This is a genomic window from Nitrobacter sp. MLSD-S21, from assembly GCF_058809865.1.
The window spans coordinates 418,314-436,220 of sequence record NZ_JBXASZ010000001.1 but is presented as its reverse complement, the minus strand read 5'-3'; the positions used below and the strand labels follow the sequence as shown (position 1 = coordinate 436,220).

Here is a 17,907-nt window from a genome sequence, read left to right as displayed (position 1 = left end):
AGTCAGACCTCACTACGCCGCAAAGAAACCACGTTATCGACCGAGCCCACAATCTCAATGAGATGTGCCTCCCAAATCCGCAACGCCTCACCTATCTCGACCTCATAGGAATGACGATCGTAAATGCCGCCGATCCCTGATTTGTGACCAACGTGGTTTAGCACCAGCTCAGCAATGTGCGGGAGCACGCCAAGCTTGCCGAGGCGCGTTCGCACAGTCCTGCGAATGTCATGCAAGCGCCACGGCGGCAGAGGCTTCCCGATCGTCGTTGTGATGGCACTATTGAGGCGGATGGTGCTGTAGCTCCACGCGCAGAAGCCGTTCTCTCCGCCACCGAAGACCATCTCCCGAGCAAACCTCCGCGGCACTGCCGTCAGTATATCGAGCGCCGTGGTCGGCAACCGCAGCACGTGAGCGCGTTTATTTTTTACCCGCTCCTTCGGCAGCGTGATCTTGCCGGCAACCAGATCGATTTCCGGCCACCGGAGACACCCGATTTCGTCGCGCCGGCAACCGGTCAAAAAGAGCAGCCGAACAATCCGACCGAAGTCATCCTCTCCGGCATGATGCCAGATCAGCCTGATTTCGTCGTCGTTCAAAACCCTGTCCCGCGGCTCCCTGCCTTCGAGCGGGTTTGCGGTGCCGATCGTGGGATTGCCTTTCGCTCGACCTTGCTGCATGGCCCACTTGAAGAACGCCCCCAGCGTACTGCGGGCTCGCGCGGCCGACGTCTCCCCACGTTCTTTCACCAAGTCCCGGATCAGGTCGGCGATGTCCTCAAAGGTGACCGCTGACACGCCCTTTTTATGCAGCGGGACGCAATGCTTGATCAGGTACCGATCCGCCCCGACGTAGGTGTTCGGCCTCATTTTCGGTTTTCGGGCTGCCAAGTAGTCCGTGGCGGCCTGCAGGAAAGTGTCCCTAGCCGCGGTCTGCTCAGCCTTCAGGCGGGTCCGCGCCGCGCCTGGATCGATATTTAGCACAACCTGGGCAAATCGCGTCCGCGCCGCCTGCCTGGCATCCGCCAGATTGACCTTCCTGACATCACCGAGGCTCTCCCGGCGCTGCTTCCGGCCAATCCGGTATTGCGCGACGTAGGTGGCCTTCCCGCGCCGTAGGCGCACTCCGAATGAGGGAAGCTCGGGATCCCAGCGAATGTAGTCGGCCGCTCCGACTGGCGCCGTCAGTTTCCGGACGGAGGCGTCAGTCCACCTTTGACCTTTCGCAATAGCGATCATGGGAAGCAGTCCTTATCGGCCGCGGGGAAGCATATGGGAAGCATCTGGGACGCCTAGAATGACCAATTGTGGCCCTTCGCGACACGAACAGTCACGTGCTGATACCCGCTAAGCCATTGATATCTGCGGATTATGACGCGCCCTGAATATTCGTGACGCGTTAGGCTATATGCTAGCCGGAAATCGAAAGCACATGGCCCAATCCCGAAATGAACATCGCCTCATTAACCGGCGTCGTGATGGCGTCGCGCCGTCCGGTCAGAAGCGCGGTGGCAATGGCCCGCGAGTCGTCGCTGAGAACAAGACGGATGCGGGCGTCGATGGTATCGCGCAACTCCTGCATCAGCGCGGCATAGCGCAACGCGAGCCCACCACCATGCGGAGGGCTCACGGTCTTGATGGTGCCCATGACGAAGCCGGACGCGCCAATGCCATGAAAATACATATCGCGGGCGAAGTCGTAGCTTCCTGGCCGTACAGGCGTAAGCGGCGGCTGCAATCGCGCTTTCAACTCCACGAAGCTCCCAACGGCGGGCGCGGCACCCTTCCTGACCGACAGCCGCACGCGATCGAGCTTGATGTGCGACCGCCGATTATCCATCCGAACGACGCGCAGAACAAATCTATCGGTCCGCTCGCGCACCTCGCTGGTTTCGACGAAGCCCTGGAGCAAGGGCGTGTACATCGGCCGCGTCAGGACAACGTGGGAAACCTGGGCCGTCTTGATCGTGGCGACGGCAAATCCTGCGGCGACCGCCGCGACCATGACAGCGGCGGCAAACATCCGATGCCGGCGCAAGAGCAGCGCCACCACAAACAGAGCTACGGCGGTCGCGGAGACAACCCAGAGAACGGGCTCGTGATCGGCCGAAAAATAGATCGCAATACCTGTGCCAAATGCCACCGGTACCCACGGCAAGAGTTGGCCGGCTGCCGCTTCCGCGCCAGCCCAGGCTCGCAGCCGCGCCACCATTGCCGGTAAGGTGCCCGAAGGCGTTTGTGAAGGAGCAGCGACGGCTTGCCGCGTCGGCCACGTTCCTGCGTACCCTCCCCTCCGATCGCGAGCCCTGCCCCGCTCCGCCATCCGGCTGCCCCTTCACGCCCTCGCGGCGATGCTAGCGGAAGAGGCTGCACGGCGAACAGTGGAACGGATACGGAATACCGGCGAAATCAGGAGCCGGTCGCCGCAACCTTGGCCCAGGTGTCGCGCAGGCCGACCGTCCGGTTGAACACAAGGCTGCCGGGAGACGAATCCTTATCCCGGCAGAAATAGCCCTGCCGTTCGAACTGCACTGAACCTCCGTCATCCTCTCGGGCGAGAGCGGGCTCAACCATGCAGCCGGACAGAGTTTGAAGCGATTGCGGATTGAGTTGGGATACGAAGTTCGCCGCGTCGGGCTGCTCGGTATCGAACAGATGACCGTAAAGTCTGATCTCGGCCGGCACGGCGTCCGCCGCGTTCACCCAATGCATTGTGGCCTTCACCTTTCGGCCGTCAGGCGCATTGCCACCTTTGGTCGCCGGATCGTAGGTGCAGCGGAGTTCGAGCACTTCACCCGCGGAGTTCTTCACCACATCGCGGCATGTGATGAAATACGCATATCGCAGCCGCACTTCCTTGCCCGGCGACAAGCGGAAGAACTTCTTCGGCGGATTTTCCATGAAATCTTCCTGCTCGATATAAATCTCGCGCCCGAACCGCATCCATCGGGTGCCCTGCGAGGGATCATCGGGATGGTTCACTGCCTCAAGCTCCTCACTCTGGCCTTCCGGATAATTCTCGATCACGACCTTGAGTGGACGCAACACGGCCATGCGACGCGGCGCGTTCCTGTTGAGAGCCTCTCGAACGGCGAAATCGAACATTCCGACATCGACGGTACTGTTCGCTTTCGCAACGCCAATCCTCTTGATGAACTCTCGCAGCGCCTCAGCCGGCACACCGCGCCGCTGGAGGCCCGCAAGCGTGGGCATGCGAGGATCGTCCCAGCCCGCAACGTGACCACCGCGAACCAGTTCGGTCAGCACCCGCTTCGACAAAAGCGTATACGTGACGTTGAGCCGTGCAAATTCGTACTGATGCGGTCGCGACGGCACCGGAAGATTGTCGAGAAACCAGTCATAGAGTGGCCGATGATCTTCGAACTCCAGCGTGCAGACGGAATGCGTGATGTGTTCGATCGAGTCGGACTGTCCATGGGCGAAATCGTAGCTCGGGTAGATGTTCCACGTGTTTCCCGTGCGCGGATGATGGGCGTGTAGAATCCGGTAGAGCACGGGATCGCGCAGGTTGATGTTGCCGGACGCCATGTCGATTTTCGCACGCAGTACCCGCGCGCCATTGGGAAATTCTCCGGCCCGCATCCGCGCGAACAGGTCAAGATTCTCATCAGTCGGCCGGTCGCGGAACGGGCTGTGTCTGCCAGGTTCGGTCAGCGTACCGCGAGCCTGGCGGATCTCCTCCTGTGTCTGATCGTCGACATAGGCCTTTCCTGCGCGAATGAGGTGCTGCGCCCAGGCGTAGAGCTGTTCGAAATAGTCCGAGGTATAATAGAGGTGTGTTCCCCAATTGAAGCCCAACCAGCGGACGTCGCGCTGGATCGCGTCGATGTATTCCTGCTCCTCCTTGGTCGGATTGGTGTCGTCGAAGCGGAGATGGCAACGTCCGCCGAAATCATCGGCAATGCCGAAATTCAGGCAGATCGATTTGGCGTGCCCGAGATGCAAATAGCCATTCGGCTCCGGCGGAAACCGGGTGACGATGCTCTTGTGCTTTCCGGACGCAAGGTCAGCGGCCACGATATCGCGTATGAAATCCCGGCCCGCTTCCGCAGTCGATTCGTCGGTCATTGTGTGCCTTTCACTCCGGGCCTATGTGCCAAATCCACGCGCAGCCGCCAAGGGCTGAGATACCGGCAAACTGGGAAACGGCGCCGTCCCGGCGTTCCGCGTAGAGATAGAAACGGACAAAATATCCCTTCACTACATTGACGCCGCGAAGCAGGCCAGTTAGCCGTTCATGCGAATCCCGATACCCTCTTCCGAAGTGTCAGATCCACCAAAAATGACCGCACCCGTCGTCACCCGTTTCGCCCCGTCACCGACCGGCTTTCTTCACATCGGGGGGGCGCGAACTGCGCTGTTCAATTGGCTCTATGCGCGCAAGCACGGCGGCATGATGCTGCTCCGGATCGAGGACACCGATCGCGCGCGTTCCACGCCGGCGGCCATCGATGCGATCCTTGACGGGCTGAAGTGGCTGGGTATCGAGTGGGACGACGAAGTCGTGTACCAGTTTTCCCGCGTTGCGCGCCATCGCGAGATCGCTGAGCAGTTGCTCGCCGAAGGCAAGGCTTACCGATGTTATGCAACGCCGGAAGAGCTGTCCGAGATGCGCGAGAAGGCGCGGGCCGAAGGTCGTGCCAAGCTTTACGACGGCCGTTGGCGCGATCGCGACGAGTCCGAAGCACCGCCAGGCGTCAAGCCAACCATTCGCCTCAAGGCGCCTCTGACCGGTGAAACCGTGATCGAGGATCAAGTTCAGGGACGCATTGTTTGGCAGAACGAGAACCTCGATGACCTCGTGCTGCTGCGCGGCGATGGCACGCCGACCTACATGCTCGCCGTCGTTGTCGACGACCGCGACATGGGCGTGACACACATCATTCGCGGCGACGACCACCTCATCAATGCAGCCCGCCAGAAGCAGATATACGATACCCTTGGATGGTCTCTCCCGACGATGGCCCACATTCCGCTTATCCATGGCCCCGACGGCTCGAAGCTTTCCAAGCGTCACGGCGCCTTGGGAGTCGATGCCTATCGCGCGATGGGATATTTACCGGTGGCACTTCGCAACTATCTGGTTCGGCTCGGCTGGAGCCATGGCGATCAGGAGATCTTCTCCACACAGGAAATGATCGACGCGTTCGATCTGTCTGCCATTGGACGCTCCGCTGCACGCTTCGACTTTGCCAAACTCGAAAACCTCAACGGCCATTATATTCGCAGTTGTGACGATCGTGCTCTGGTGACCTTGTTCGAGAATGCGCTCGATTACGTTCCGCGCGGAACGGACATCAAGCCGAAACTCAACGAGGTTACACGAGCGCAACTCCTGCGCGCGATGCCGGGACTCAAAGAGCGGGCCAAAACCCTGATCGAATTGATCGAGGGCGCTCGATTTATCTTCGCAGATCGACCTTTGACGATGGAATCCAAAGCCGCCGCGTTGCTGACGCCGGAGATACGCACACTGATCGGAAGGCTTCGCGCGGTCCTTGAATCGGTTACTTCGTGGAGCGCGGAAACGACCGAAGCCGCGATGCGGACTTTTGCTGAACAAAACAATCTCAAACTCGGCGCTATCGCGCAGCCGCTTCGAATCGCGTTGACCGGTCGAACGACATCGCCCGGCATATTCGACGTCCTCGCTACGCTCGGAAAAGAGACGTGTTTGGCTCGGCTTGGCGATCAAAGTTCACCGTAACGCCCACCATCCGATTTTTGGCGATCTTGCGGTGCACATAGCAATACGATACCCCTTTGCGCGGCGCTTTGTAACGGCCGACTAGTCTCCTCATCGAGAGACCAGGCGATCCGCAACGATCTCATCGGGGGGGCTTCACGATGAACGCAACGAGCACAAAAACCGCAACGTTGACGGTCGAGAATAAGAGTTACGAGTTCCCCGTCCTGAGTGGCACGGTCGGACCGGATGTCATCGACATCGCCAAGCTTTACGCGCAGGCCGGCTTGTTTACTTACGACCCGGGATTCACGTCCACCGGCAGCTGCCAATCCAAGATCACCTATATCGATGGTGACGAAGGCGTACTCGAATATCGCGGTTATCCGATCGAGCAACTCGCGGAAAAAGGCGATTTCCTCGAGACCTGCTATCTGCTGCTCTACGGTGAGCTGCCCACGACGTCGCAGAAGAGCGATTTCGACAAGCGTGTCATCCACCACACCATGGTCCATGAGCAGATGACGCGGTTCTTCCAAAGCTTCCGCCGCGATGCTCATCCCATGGCGGTCATGGTGGCTGCGGTCGGCGCGCTTGCCGCCTTTTATCACGACTCCACTGACATCAACGATCCCAAGCAGCGCATGGTCGCGTCCATGCGTATGATCGCGAAAATGCCGACACTGGCTGCGATGGCCTACAAATATACGATCGGCCAGCCGTTCATCTATCCGAAGAACTCCCTGAGCTTTGCCGAGAACTTCCTCTATATGTGCTTCGCCGTGCCGTGCGAGGACTACAACATCAACCCTGTTCTGGCGAACGCGCTCGACAAGATCTTCATTCTGCATGCTGACCACGAGCAGAACGCATCGACATCGACCGTGCGCATCGCAGGCTCCTCAGGTTCGAATCCATTCGCGTGCATTGCCGCCGGCATCGCCTGCCTGTGGGGACCCGCACACGGCGGCGCCAACGAGGCGGCGCTAACCATGCTTTCTGAAATCGGAACCGTGGACAGGATTCCGGAATTCATCGACAGGGTGAAGGACAAGAACAGCGACGTCCGGCTGATGGGATTCGGACATCGGGTCTACAAGAACTACGATCCCCGCGCGAAGATCATGCAAAAAATGTGTCACGCGGTGCTCAACGAAACGGGTCATGGCAATGATCCCATGCTCAAGGTAGCGCTGGAGCTCGAAAAGATCGCTTTGAACGATGAATATTTTATCGATCGCAAACTGTATCCCAACGTCGACTTCTATTCGGGCCTTACTCTGAAAGCGATGGGCTTTCCGACCTCGATGTTCACGGTGCTGTTCGCGGTCGCGCGCACCGTCGGCTGGATCAGCCAGTGGAGCGAGATGATCGAGGATCCGCAGCAGAAGATCGGTCGCCCACGGCAGCTGTATACCGGCGCGACCCGGCGCGATTACATCGACATGGCCAACCGCAAGTAGTTTTCGAGCGAAGTGGAATCCGGTTCGCGTGAAGAAAACGCGTCAAATCCAAAAGCTGGAGTCTTCTACCGTTTCCGCCCGCGCGACTCCCGTATGACCTCGAGCACGATATCGGCCGCGCGCTCACTCGGCGAACGCTGCCCTGTGGACATGATCGTATCGAGCTTGGCAAAAGCCTCGAGCTGAAGCTGCCGCATCGGTGAATCTGTCAGAACCTCCCGCAGCGCCGGCGCAAGATTCCGGGCTGTACAATTTTCCTGGAGGAATTCCGGGATGACATTCTCACCGATCACGAGATTGGCCAGAATGACCGATGATACACGAACGACGCGCTGCGCGATCCACGCTTCCACCCTGCCCCCTTTGTAAGCAGCAACCATCGGAACGCCGGCCAAGGCAAGCTCGAGCGTCACGGTGCCTGACTTGGCGAGTGCCGCGCGCGCCGCGCGAAACGCGGCGCGCTTGTCATCGTCGCCGACCAGGATCCTTGGCCGACGCGGCCAGTTCGCGACGGCTATTGTGATCTCGTCGACGAGATGCGGCATTGTGGGCAAAATTACATCGATCTCGGGGGCGCTCTGTCGCAACACCTCGATGGTCTCGCCGAAGACGGAGAGGTGATGGCGGATTTCACTACGCCGGCTCCCGGGCAATACCAGAAGCGTCGGAGCTACCGCATCGCGCCGCCGACGTTCCTCGGCGTCCGGCCGCAGCACTCCAACCTGCTCGAGTAGCGGATGGCCGACATAGGTGCAGGGCGGACCTTCAAGCCTGCGATACGCTTCCGGTTCGAATGGTAGCAGCGCCAATACGTGATCGACATAGCTACGCATGGCCCGCGCCCTGCCGGGCCGCCAGGCCCACACCGAGGGGGAGACGTAATCCACGATCGGCAAGCCGCGCCGCCGGGCGCGCACGCGTCGCGCCACGCGGTGGGTGAAGTCGGGACTGTCGATAATGACGAGCATGTCCGGCGCAGCCGCGATAACGGCATCCGCTGTCTCGCGTATCCGCCGCAGGATCATGGGAAGCTGCTTCACCACGGCCGCGAATCCCATGATCGACAGATCTTCGATCGGGAACAACGACACGAGACCTTCGCGCGCCATTGACTGACCGCCGACGCCTTCGAACCGCACAGTGTCGCCGAGCCGCCGCCGCAAAGCTTTCATCAGGCTGGAGCCGAGGCGGTCGCCGGACTCTTCCGTTGCAATGAGAAATATTTTTCGGGAGTGATCTGCTGACGCCTTGTCCGGCATTATGCAGACAGCCCGACAACGAACAGGTTTGATGCGTCCGCCTCGCCGACCAGCGCCTGTGGTTCTGCGACGAGCGTATTCCCGGCGACAACGGCCAGTCCGGCTAGCCCGGCGGCGGCCGCATTTTTGATGGTTTGCGGACCTAGCGTCGGCAGATCGTAGCGCAAGTCCTGTCCGTGCTTTGGTGCCTTTACGAGCACGCCGCGCTGGGCCCTGGCACGGATTCGTCCGTTGGCACGCAGTTGGGCGATACGAGCCAAAAGCGCGTCCGTTCCTTCGATTCCCTCCACGCCGACCACATGACCGTCGATTACAACGACAGCCTGCCCGACGTCGAAGGGACTGAGGGCGCGCAGCATGTCCAGCCCCTTGGCTATGTCACTGGCCGCGGATTGATCCGGCGTTTTCCGGGTCAGGCATCCGGCAGGCATCAGCAGATCCGGCGCGATGTCCTTGATCCCCACCATTCGAAAACCGTCGCGTTCCAGAATGCGACCGATCCCTGACAGCAAATGGTCATCGCCACCCCGAAACGCCGCCAAAACATGTCCCATCACCCGGACGGTTCCCCAGTCCAGGCGAATCTCCGACAGCGCCGGGCGAACCAGCGTCCCGATGAAAATCAGATCTCGGCAGTTTTCCGCGCGCAACAGCCGCACAACCTTTCCGATCTGGCCGACCGCGATCCAGTGATGTGTGAAATGCGACACCTTTTCCGGGTCGCATACGCCCTTCAACGCGAAGAAGACGGGTTTGAGACCTCGCGCGGTCAGCGAATCGGCAACCGCGAACGGCAATACTCCGCCGCCGGCGATCAAGCCGATCGGCGAGGAAATACCCGAAACACGATCAGTCATGACTAACACGCCGACTCCGCTATGCAGATCTGTTCGCGCCGCCCTCCGGCAGACAGAGAGGACGATGTTTATCCTCGCCAATAAACGTCAGTATCTCCGCAATAGCAGGATCGTCTGACGCATGTGATTGGACACGCTGGAGACGATCTGCAAAGAGACCCGGCCCGTAAAACAGTTCCTGATAGAACGACCTGACCTTGACGAGACGCTCGCGGGTGAACTTGCGGCGTCTCATGCCGACAACGTTAAGGCCCTCAAGATGCCCATGCTGGCCATTGACGAAGCCGTAGGGAATAACATCGCCACGGATGCCCGTGAGGCCGCCGATCATAGCCTGCCTGCCGATACGTGCGAATTGATGCACGGCAGAAAGACCGCCGATATAGACGAAATCCCCGACTTTGCAGTGTCCGCCCAGCGTTGCCGAATTGGCAAAAATCACGTCATCGCCGACCTGGCAGTCGTGGCCGACATGGCTGTAACTCATGAAGAACCCACGCGCGCCGATGCGTGTAACGCCGACATCCTTGGGTGTGCCGACGTTCATCGTCACACTTTCACGGATCGTGCAGCCATCGCCAATCTCAAGGCGCGTCGGCTCGTTCCCATAACCCATATCCTGTGGCGCGCCACCAAGCGCCGCGAACGGATAGATCGTGCAATTGGCCCCGATAGTTGTGTGTCCCGTGATGGACACATGCGAGATCAGGCGACAGTTCGGACCGAGGACGACGTGGGGACCAACCGTGCAGAACGGCCCAATCTCGGTCGATTCTCCAATCACGGCGCCAGCTTCAATCCGGGCGGTAGGATCGATCCTGCCCATCAGTCGGTCAGCATCGCGCCGACGTCCGCCTCGGCGACGACCACGCCGTTCACCTTGGCATCGCCGTGAAACCACCACATCGTCTTACGGCGCCCGATGCTGCGCATGTGATACTCGACAATATCGCCGGGCATGACTGGTTTGCGAAACTTGCATTTATCGATCGTCAGAAAATAAACCGCGCGCGGCTTTTCCGTGCCCTCCACCGACATAATGCCGATGACGCCCGCCGTCTGCGCCATCCCCTCGATCATAAGCACTCCCGGATAAACCGGTCGTTCCGGAAAATGCCCCTGGAACGCAGGCTCGTTGACCGTGACGTTCTTCACGCCGACCCCGCTATGGTCGGCCCGAATATTGAGAACCCGGTCGATCAGCAAAAACGGATAACGATGAGGAAGGGTCTTGAGAATGGTGGCAATGTCCACATGCTCGAACCTGACCGGCGACTCCATTACTCAGCACCTCGATCCTTCATTCGGTAATTCAATCCTTCGGAGCGGCTTTGGCCGATCCGGCATTAGGAGCACCATTGCGCGCCAGGCGCTCCACTGCAAAGAGTTCGCGGTACCATTGCTTGGTCGGCTTCGCGAAATAACCGCCCCAGCGACCGTTCGGGGGGATATCGTCCTTGACCCCGCTCATGGCAGTGACCTGCGCGCCATCACCGATGTGAAGGTGGTTGTTGATCCCGACCTTGGCGCCCAACGCCACATTGTCGCCGATCGTCAGGCTGCCCGCCAGGCCGATCTGCGCCGCCAGCAGGCAACGCCGGCCGATCGTCACGTTGTGCCCGACCTGAACCTGGTTATCGATTTTTGTCCCCTCTCCGATAACCGTGTCGCGCAGGCTGCCGCGGTCAATGGTCGTACCCGCGCCGATTTCGACATCGTTCTGGATCAGCACGCGTCCGGTCTGCGGGACCTTCACATGACCTTCCGAGCCAAAGAAAATGAAACCGTAACCGTCCTGCCCGATATGGCAGCCCGGGTGGATGAGAACATTGTTGCCGATAAAGGCAGCCTGAATCGTCGTTCCTGCACCGACGTTGCAGTTTCTGCCGATCCGGACGCCTGGGCCAATCACAGCACCAGAACCGATAACCGAACCAGTCCCGATCTGCACTTCCGGACCGATCACCGCCAACGGATCGATCACGACTTCGTCTTCGAGATGCGCAGACGGATGTATGACGGCGGATTCAGCGATAGCCGCGTTATCAAACCAGGACTGCGGTCGCAACACATCGTCATGAAAATCACGAGCGATGCTTACGAACGCACGAAACGGAGCTTTCGAACGCAGAACCGCCACATGAGCCGGAACATCAGCTTCGAAACGCGGACCTACCAGACAGGCACCCGCCTTCGTCGCCGCAAGTTGCGCGGTATATTTGTGGTTGTCAAAAAACGCGAGATGCATAGGGCCGGCCTGATCGAGTGAGGCCAAGCCGACAATCCGAAGGTCGCTCCGGGACGCATCGACCAACTGCGCTCCCGTCGATGAGGCTATCTCCGCCAAAGTCAGCGGCGGCGGCCGCTTAAAGAATGCCGGTTGCGTCATTCCATCCGTCGCGGTTCGCGCAGTGGTCACGCTCAGAACGTGGTTCCGCCGCCAAACCTGAACTCCTGCACGCGGTCGTACTGGCCCTTCGTGATCGGCACGGCGTAGTCGAAGCGAAGCGGGCCAAACGGAGACTGCCAGATCAAGCCGACGCCGACCGAGCTTCGGATCACATTGGTGTCGTCAAATTGAAGACCCGCGCAGGTACCCGGACTGGTGCTCGACGTGCTTCGCACACAACCGGGCGCATTGATTTCATTGGTCAGTGCGTACGACGTCGGTCCCTGGTAACCCCAGAGGGAGCCGGCATCCGCGTAAACGGCGCCCTTCAAGCCCACTTCCTTCGGCATGAACCAGAACGGCATCTGCAACTCGACCGACGCGCCCCAGTACTTGGTGCCGCCCAAAGCATCCCTCGTGCTCAGGAAATTGATATCGCGCGGACCGATGCCGTACGGCGCGAAGCCTCGCACCAGATTTGGTCCCATCTGGAAGTTATCCAGCATGCGGATTCCGTTCTGTCCGGCATAGGCGCCGACATTGTTCAGAATACCGCCTTGCAGATGGATCAGCCCGACAATGTCGGAGACCAGTGGTTGATAGTACTTCGCGTCGAGCGCCGTCTTCAGGTATTTGACGTCGCCGCCGACGCCGGCAAAATCCTGCCTGAAATCGATCAGCAGACCAGCGGTCGGGTTCTTGTTGTTATCGAGGGTGTTGTAGGTCAGCGTGTAGCCGAGCATCGAGGTCAGCGTCCGGCCGCGCTCCAGCTCCCGGCGGATCGGCAGAGAGGCCTCGCCATCGGAGTAGCAGCCGAGGCTCGAACCATCCCACACTCCATTGGCATTCATGAACGCTGGCGAGGGATTGTAGTTCGGGTCGCCGAAGTTGTTGTTACAGTTCCGCAGAGCGCTCGGCAGGCCGATTTCCTGCTGGAAGATCGAATAACGCAGTTGCAACGTCAGATCCTCCCGCAGGCCGAAGCCTAGCCGCGGGCTGAATCCGAGCGTCTTCATGTTATAGGAAATCCATTGGTTGGCGAGTTGTTCGCGCTGGTAAAGGTCGAGCCCAAGCGCGACGCGATAATCCAGCAGGAACGGCTCGACAAACGACAGCGAGTATCCCCTCGCCCACTGCCCGTATTGGACCGAGGCCTTCGCATATAGACCGCGGCCGAGCAGATTGCGCTCGGAGACGCTGACTTCCGCAAGCGCGCCTTGGGTCGTCGAAAAGCCGCCGGACACCGAGAAATCGCCGGTCGATTTGTCTTCGACCTCGACGTCGAGAATCACGCGGTCGCTTGAAGAACCGGGTTCAGTCGTGATCTTGACCGTCTTGAAGAAGTCGAGATTTTTCAGGCGGCGCTCCGCACGATCTACCAGCGACCTATTGTAGGCATCGCCCTCCGAAATATCGAACTCACGCCGGATCACATAGTCTCGCGTCCGTGTGTTGCCCCTGACGTTGATGCGCTCGATATAGGTTCGCGGACCCTCGTCGATCGCGAATACGATTGAGACGGTATGGGCATCGAAGTTACGATCGCCTCGCGGACGCACGACGGCGAAAGCATACCCGCGCCGCGACGCTTCGACTTGCATCTCTTCGACGGACTTCTCCAGTGCTTCGGCGTTGTAGAGCGATCCGACGTTGACACGAGAAAAACTGCGCATCGAATTTCCGTCGAATGTCGGAATCGACGACTCAAACGCCACCGATCCGACGCGGTACTGCTGGCCTTCGTCAATCTTGAAGGTCACGAGGAACCCGTGGCGACCGGGATCGTATTCGGTCAGGGCGGCGATGATCTGAACATCGGCATAGCCATGCTTCAGATAATAGCGGCGCAGCAAGTCGCGGTCGGCCTCGACGCGGTCGGGATCATAGGTGTCCCCTCCGCCGAGGAAGCTAAGGAAGTTCGATTCGTGCGTCTTGATGACGTCCTTCAGCCGGTAGGACGAAAAGGCTTGGTTGCCGATAAACTCAATCGAGGCGATGCCGGTCTTGTCTCCTTCAGCGATCGTGAAGATGAGATCGACGCGGTTGTTGGGCTGTTCGATGAACTCGGGTGTGACGTGCACATCGTAGCGGCCGGAATGGCGATAGATTTCGACGATTCGCCGGACGTCAGACTGAACCATCGGCCGGGAAAATGTACCGCGCGGCTTGGACTGGATTTCCGACTTCAGTTGATCGTCCTTCACCTTCTTGTTGCCCTCGAAGGCAACCCGGTTGATGACCGGATTCTCGACGACCGAGACCACCAGCCCGTTCCCCACCCGGTTGATCCTGACATCCTGAAACAGGCCGGTTTCGATCAGCGCTTTCAAGGCGTCATCAATGCTGGCCTGGTCAAGGCGCCCACTGGCATCTGGCTTGAAATAGGAACGGATCGTATCCAACTCGACGCGGCGGTTCCCCTCGACGGAGATCGACGACAGCGTCTGGGCGGCAGCGGGAGACGACACGAGTGGGACGGTCATCACAGCGGCGACCGGCACGCCAATGGAAATCAGGGCGGCGAGCAATGTCCCCCTTAACACTCGCATTCCAACATTCATGCGCAACGCGCCCTTATCAATTCTGACGCCGCCCAGTTCCCCCTCAGGCGGCAGATTCCCATTCGCGCTGTTTGTAGCCAATTTTCCTTCAGTGGCAAACGGCCATTCGCAGTGCAATTCTAATTTAATTCCAAGACGTTGCCCATAAGTCACGCCCGAATCACGACGATCCTGGACTAAGCCTCAGCCAGAATCGAACGTGATCGATTCCAAGAAATTTCAGAGCGACGTGCGGGCGGAAAACCGCGAAGAATTTTTCCTCATCCCGCCCTGGAGCGAACGACTCACGATCCAGCCAGGTGCAGAATATCGTTGTAGGTGGCGAAAACCATTAACATCAACACCAGACCCAGCCCGATTCGAAAACCCACTTCCTGCGCACGCTCGGATATCGGCCGACCCCGCACGGCTTCCGCCGCGTAAAACAAAAGGTGCCCGCCATCCAGCAACGGAACCGGAAACAGGTTTAGCAGTCCAATCGATACGGAAAGAACGGCGGCAAGATGGATCAACTCAGCGAAGCCGATCGTGGCTACCTGCCCGGAAATCTGAGCAATCCGCAGCGGTCCTCCAACCTGGTCGGCGGCCTCGCGCCCGGTGAAAATCCCGCCGATATAAGCCATCGTCCGGTCGACCACGAACCAGGTTTCCTTAACTCCCAACCATAGTGCCACCGCCGGGTTCACATATTCCCTGGTGACGTCTCCTGGCGACGTCGCGCGCGTGATTCCGAGAACGCCGATCCGGTAAATGTTTCCGAACCGGTCCTTGATCTCCTTGAGCTCCGGCACTCCTTTGAGATCAACGATAGAATCGCCTCGCTTCACTGCGAATGTCAGCGTCTCGCCGGCACTGGTACCGACGATCCGCTGCATGTCAGAAAAGCTGTCGATCTTGCCGCCATTGATCGCGGTCACGATATCGCCGGCCTTGAAACCGGCGGCTTCAGCGGCGCTGCCGGCCTGTATCCCGTCTACGCGAGCTGTCGTGCTGGGCTTACCCAGAAACATCAACAGACTAGCGAAAATAACAATCGCGAGGATGAAGTTGGCGATGGGGCCGGCAGCAACGATCGCGGCGCGCGGACCAACGTTCTTGTGATGAAAGCTACTCTCGCGCTCCTCCGCCGTCATGGAGGCAAGGGTCGCGTTCGAGGGATTGCTGGCTTCGGAATCATCGCCAAAGAACCTGACGTATCCGCCCAGGGGAATCGCGGAGAGCTTCCAGCGCGTTCCGTGCCTGTCGTTGAAGCCCGCCAGCTCGGGGCCGAAGCCCACGGAAAATGTCAGCACCTTCACGCCCGCCCAGCGCGCAACGAGAAAGTGGCCAAGTTCGTGAAAAAAAACAACGATGGTGAGGACAAACAGGAACGGAACGATGTAGCCAATCAAACCTGAGCTTAGCATATTGAAACTATTAAGAAAAAAATCGGCCATTCCGTTTCCCTCGTCCAGTGCCGGTGGCCCTGTTCCCGTCCACGCCTAAGATGCCTTTGCGGCAATTTGAGGCAATAGTGAAGCAGCCATATTTCGCGCGTTATGGTCAACGGCGAGGGCGTCATCAGCCGACGCCAAGGGCGCGAGATTTCCTGCCCGGACCCAGCCATTCATGGTGGCTTCGACCAGGCGTGCGATGGCGCCAAACCTGATCTTCTCAGCGATAAACGCCGCGACGGCGATCTCGTTTGCAGCGTTGTAGACCGTGGTTGCGCCATTTCCGGTCCGCAGCGCATCATAAGCGAGCCGCAACGCCGGGAATCGGGCGAAATCCGGCGCCTCGAAAGTCAGTTGTCCAATTTTAGCGAGATCGAGCTTCGCCGCCGGTCCCGCAATGCGTTCCGGCCAACCGAGACAATGTGCGATCGGCGTCCGCATGTCGGGGGTGCCAAGTTGAGCGACGACGGATCGGTCTGAGAACTCGACCATGCCGTGGACGATCGATTGCGGGTGAACCAGGACGTCGATCTCGTCCGGCGTCAGCGCAAACAGGCAGGCGGCCTCAATGACTTCGAGCCCCTTGTTCATCATCGACGCTGAATCGATGGTGATCTTCTGTCCCATGCTCCAGTTCGGGTGCTTCAACGCCTGCGCCAACGTCGCTTTCTCGATGTCAGCCGCCGCCCAGGTGCGAAACGGTCCTCCTGACGCGGTGATGATGACGCGCGTGAGTTCATCGCGATTTCCCGAACTCAGAGCCTGAAACAAGGCATTGTGTTCGGAGTCCGCTGGCAGGATGCAAGCTCCCGCCTTCGCGGCGCGCTGCATGAAGAAATCGCCGGCGCAGACCAGGCATTCCTTGTTCGCAAGCGCAATCGTCGTCCCTCGATCAACGGCTGCAAGCGCGGGCTTCAGTCCAGCCGCGCCGCTCACCGCGGCCATCAGCCAGTCGGCTGGACGCGAAGCGGCCTCGATGATCGCGCTTTCGCCGACACCACACTCGATGCCGCTACCAGCAAGCGCATCCTTTAATTCGCCAAAGCGAGCGATATCCGCGATCGCCACAAACCGCGCGTCAAATTCGCGCGCCAGCTTGGCAAGGCCTTCAACATTGGAGTTCGCGGTTAGGGCCTCGACCCGATAGCGGCCGGGCGCGCCGCGCAACAAATCCATGGTGCTGTCGCCGATCGATCCGGTCGCTCCCAGAACCGTCACGGTCCTGACGCCAGCCTCAACCGGCTTGTCGTTTTTCAACGGAACAGCACTCATACCTCACCAACCCATAAGAGCGTGACCGATGCCATTGGCATCGCCAAGCAGAAATCCGAAAAACATGGCGAACACGATCGCCGCGACAAAGCCGTCGAGACGATCGAGCAAGCCGCCGTGACCGGGAATGATCTGACTGGAATCCTTGACCCCGAATCGCCTTTTGACCGCAGATTCAAACAAATCGCCCGATTGCGACACGATTGACAGAACCGCCCCTAGGAAAAGCAAAGACGTCAGATTTCCAAAACCAAAAGCCGAAAATCCGGCGGCAACTGCAAGGCTCGCGACGAAACCGCCTGCCGCACCCGCCCACGTCTTCTTCGGACTAACGCGAGGCCACAATTTGGGTCCGCCGATTCCGCGGCCGGCGAAGTATCCCCCGATGTCCGTCACCCACACCACCAGGAGCACAAACATCAACGCGACAAATCCGTATTCGCCGTCGAGGCGAACCTGAACCGCCGCAAATGCGGCAGCCGCCGCGTAACAGAATCCACCGACTGACCAGAGCCGCAACTGTTGCGACATCGCTGCGACCACCGCGGCGCCGATCAGGAGAACAACCAGCGAAACCGCGTCGTATCCGAGCGCCAGGCACAGGCTGGAGCCAACGAGGGCTGCGATCCCTGCGGCAACCGTCCACCTTTCCTGCGCGGTGCCGACGATCGTCAGCCATTCGACGTACATGCCGATGGCCGCGAGGGTCACAAGACCTATCCATAGCGGTCCGCCAGCCCATGCGATCGCAATCGCAGCTGGCGCAAGCACCAATGCCGCAATGATACGCGTCCGGAGATTTCGCGATCCGCTTGCGGCAACCGGCGCGAGTTGATCCTGATTCACACTAATGTCCCGAGTCCAAGTTCGAATGTCCTTAGCTAGCAACCTTTGATACGAACTTCGGAATCAAAGGCAAACTAACATCTTATAGTCTAGAATCTTTCCGCTTCTGATGGATGATGCG

Annotated in this window: 13 protein-coding genes and 1 pseudogene; 2 read left to right on the top strand and 12 right to left on the bottom strand. The window is 59.5% G+C overall.

Annotation, left to right across the window (positions count from 1 at the left end; all coding sequences use genetic code 11):
• Window positions 1-2: 2 nt before the first annotated feature.
• From AC1RT6_RS02130 to AC1RT6_RS02120, 3 genes and pseudogenes are all read right to left on the bottom strand, one after another.
• Window positions 3-1,238, bottom strand: a complete 1,236-nt coding sequence (locus AC1RT6_RS02130; protein WP_079446641.1) for a tyrosine-type recombinase/integrase — start codon at window positions 1,236-1,238, stop codon at window positions 3-5.
• A 175-nt stretch (window positions 1,239-1,413) separates the two neighbouring features.
• Window positions 1,414-2,322 (bottom strand): annotated as a pseudogene (locus AC1RT6_RS02125) (ComEC/Rec2 family competence protein); the annotation flags it as partial.
• 86 nt (window positions 2,323-2,408) lie between these two features.
• Window positions 2,409-4,088: a glutamine--tRNA ligase/YqeY domain fusion protein gene (locus AC1RT6_RS02120; protein ID WP_079446643.1), complete on the bottom strand. Its 1,680-nt coding sequence runs from the start codon at window positions 4,086-4,088 to the stop codon at window positions 2,409-2,411.
• A 214-nt stretch (window positions 4,089-4,302) separates the two neighbouring features.
• Between AC1RT6_RS02120 and gltX the strand changes: the two genes are divergently transcribed.
• Entirely contained in the window at window positions 4,303-5,727 is a 1,425-nt protein-coding gene (gltX, locus tag AC1RT6_RS02115; RefSeq protein ID WP_079446644.1) for a glutamate--tRNA ligase, read from the top strand.
• A gap of 140 nt (window positions 5,728-5,867) precedes the next feature.
• The gene (gene gltA, locus AC1RT6_RS02110; protein ID WP_079446645.1) at window positions 5,868-7,169 is read left to right on the top strand and encodes a citrate synthase; all 1,302 of its coding nucleotides are present in this window, start codon (window positions 5,868-5,870) and stop codon (window positions 7,167-7,169) included.
• Window positions 7,170-7,234: 65 nt separating this feature from the next.
• Here gltA and lpxB read toward each other — a convergent pair whose 3' ends face one another.
• The 9 genes from lpxB to AC1RT6_RS02065 form a co-directional block, all read right to left on the bottom strand.
• Window positions 7,235-8,428 (bottom strand): lipid-A-disaccharide synthase, encoded by a 1,194-nt coding sequence (gene lpxB / locus AC1RT6_RS02105; RefSeq protein ID WP_079446646.1) that lies wholly within the window; start codon window positions 8,426-8,428, stop codon window positions 7,235-7,237.
• Complete coding sequence (locus AC1RT6_RS02100) at window positions 8,428-9,285, bottom strand: LpxI family protein (protein WP_079446647.1); 858 nt, start codon at window positions 9,283-9,285, stop codon at window positions 8,428-8,430. Before AC1RT6_RS02100 ends, lpxB begins: the two co-directional genes overlap by 1 nt.
• 19 nt (window positions 9,286-9,304) lie before the next feature.
• Entirely contained in the window at window positions 9,305-10,111 is an 807-nt protein-coding gene (lpxA, locus tag AC1RT6_RS02095; RefSeq protein ID WP_079446648.1) for an acyl-ACP--UDP-N-acetylglucosamine O-acyltransferase, read from the bottom strand.
• Window positions 10,111-10,566 carry a 3-hydroxyacyl-ACP dehydratase FabZ gene (gene fabZ, locus AC1RT6_RS02090; RefSeq protein ID WP_079446649.1) on the bottom strand — a complete coding sequence of 152 codons (456 nt, stop codon included), beginning with the start codon at window positions 10,564-10,566 and terminating at the stop codon, window positions 10,111-10,113. The genes lpxA and fabZ overlap by 1 nt, the downstream gene beginning before the upstream one ends.
• Before the next feature lie 31 nt (window positions 10,567-10,597).
• Entirely contained in the window at window positions 10,598-11,674 is a 1,077-nt protein-coding gene (lpxD, locus tag AC1RT6_RS02085) for a UDP-3-O-(3-hydroxymyristoyl)glucosamine N-acyltransferase (RefSeq protein ID WP_079446748.1), read from the bottom strand.
• A 32-nt stretch (window positions 11,675-11,706) separates the two neighbouring features.
• Complete coding sequence (gene bamA, locus AC1RT6_RS02080; protein WP_079446749.1) at window positions 11,707-14,235, bottom strand: outer membrane protein assembly factor BamA; 2,529 nt, start codon at window positions 14,233-14,235, stop codon at window positions 11,707-11,709.
• 284 nt (window positions 14,236-14,519) lie between these two features.
• Entirely contained in the window at window positions 14,520-15,671 is a 1,152-nt protein-coding gene (gene rseP / locus AC1RT6_RS02075) for an RIP metalloprotease RseP (protein WP_079446650.1), read from the bottom strand.
• A gap of 45 nt (window positions 15,672-15,716) precedes the next feature.
• Window positions 15,717-16,940 (bottom strand): 1-deoxy-D-xylulose-5-phosphate reductoisomerase, encoded by a 1,224-nt coding sequence (dxr, locus tag AC1RT6_RS02070; protein WP_079446651.1) that lies wholly within the window; start codon window positions 16,938-16,940, stop codon window positions 15,717-15,719.
• Between the two features lie 3 nt (window positions 16,941-16,943).
• Window positions 16,944-17,786, bottom strand: a complete 843-nt coding sequence (locus tag AC1RT6_RS02065) for a phosphatidate cytidylyltransferase (RefSeq protein ID WP_472790036.1) — start codon at window positions 17,784-17,786, stop codon at window positions 16,944-16,946.
• Window positions 17,787-17,907 lie beyond the last annotated feature (121 nt).